Source organism: Paracoccus sp. PAMC 22219 (assembly GCF_000787695.1).
In the GTDB taxonomy this organism is placed as follows: Bacteria; Pseudomonadota; Alphaproteobacteria; order Rhodobacterales; family Rhodobacteraceae; genus Paracoccus.
The window spans coordinates 1-1,809 of record NZ_BBPH01000251.1 but is presented as its reverse complement, the minus strand read 5'-3'; the positions used below and the strand labels follow the sequence as shown (position 1 = coordinate 1,809).

Genomic DNA, 1,809 nt, shown 5'->3' with positions numbered 1-1,809 from the left:
TTCCTTAAGACAATCTAGGTTGACAATGGCAGCCAGTTCATGTCGCGCGCCGTTGATCTACGGGCATACGCCAATGACGTTACCTTGCATTTCTCACGCCCTGACAATGGCATTATAGAAGCATTCAGCCGCAAGCCACGGTCCGAATGCTTGAGCGGGCACTGGTTCATGAGCCTCGCAGATGCGCGGGGCAAGTGGGGGGCCTGGCGTAGGCACTACAACGAGGACAGACCGCACAGCGCGATCGGACATAAAATCTTGATTGAATTGCATTATTCCGGCGGCATAGCCACCCCTTCGCCGTGACTGAACCGCGAAACTCTAGGTTCCAGACCCGTTGATTTCAGGCTCTGCCATGGTTCGGACTCCGTGAGAAGACGTGGTCACCAGCAAGCTGTTCTTGCTGACAGAGGCGCAGAAAGCGCGCGTCCGCTCCTTCTTTCCCGAAAGCCATGGCCTTCCGCGGATTGACGGTCTGCGCGTGCTGAGCAGCATTGTCTTCATCAACCGCAATAGTTGGCGATGGGGTGATGCGCCGATGGAATACGGGCCTGCCAAGACGCTATGCGAGCATTGGAAGCGTTGGTGCGATAACGAAACTCCGCCCTGATCATGGTCGGCCTAGCCGCAGCGGGCGCCGATCCGAACACTATCATGATTCATGCGACCTCCTTGAAGGCACTGCGCACGGCTTGCAGTATGTGTGCAAAAAAGGTGGGGCGGTCGACAGATCGGTCGGACGACAGGATGCCCGAACAGGAAACTCACCCCATCGCTGATGCGGACGGCCGCCCGATGAGGTTCCATATGTCGGCCGGGCAAGTCAGCGACCATACCGGCGGCGGCGCTCCCGGGTGGTCTGCAGAAGGCCGAATGGCTGCTGGCGGATTGAGGATATGAAGCTGACTGGCTGCGAAAACCGTTGGCAGACAGGTCTGCATCCCTAGCCGCAAGTCCTGCCAGAAGTTCGTGAAACACGACAAGCGGCGCTATAGACGGCGTAAGCGCATCGGGATCATATTAGGACGCTTTAAGGACTGGCGGCACGTCCCAACCCGGATTCCACCGATGATCAAAGACACACCTTTCCGCCACCATTTTGGCTGCGACTGTCCTGTCCTGGCTGTGAAACGTGATGAGCCAGGAGGCTAGCAACCGCCGGTCTAAGGCAGGGGAACAGCGCATAGCGCTTCTCGCCGACTGTAGATGTCTCGGCGACTATGGGTGCATCTGCTCGTTGAATGGATCAGACTGCATGGCAATTTCTTGCAAGTGCTGATTTCTCCGGTTGCCTTGGGATGGCTGATCAGTCTTCCTTGGACCAGCTTCGGCCGAAATGTGGCGTGGTTACGTTTTTTGCCTGAGGCGCATCCATCCGACCGCGGACACCGATTATCGCAATCATCCGCTAGACATTGAAGGCAAGGATATTCAGCGCGATCGCTGTGTTGATGGTCCTGAACCTTCGGTTCATGTTATAGGTCGTGGTCATCAAGGCTTTGATGGTGCCGAATTGGCAATCGAGCGTGTCGCAACGAACTGTAATCGGCTATGTTGAAAGGCGGGAACTGTCTTTTAATCACGAACGACGCTCTCCATCAGCCGCATCGGCTCACCAGCCAAGCTTCCCGCTCGGGCTTGAGGCAGGACGCAATCGGTTCGTACGTCAATGTAATTGCATATTAGGTACCGGCATTGATGTGCTCCCCTTCTTTGGTCGGGATCTGACGCTCTTTAAGCTCTGAGTTGCTCCTGTTGATCGGGCTGCGTGACTTCTATTTGCAGCGAGAAGACCACTGCCGGCGGTCG

The 1,809-nt window shown here is 56.3% G+C and carries 2 pseudogenes; both read left to right on the top strand.

Features of this window, described 5'->3' with window-relative positions:
• Nucleotides 1-18 precede the first annotated feature (18 nt).
• A pseudogene (locus TY51_RS21520) lies at nt 19-306 on the top strand (integrase core domain-containing protein); the annotation flags it as partial.
• Nucleotides 307-379: 73 nt separating this feature from the next.
• Nucleotides 380-1,129 (top strand): annotated as a pseudogene (locus tag TY51_RS21515) (IS5 family transposase).
• Nucleotides 1,130-1,809 lie beyond the last annotated feature (680 nt).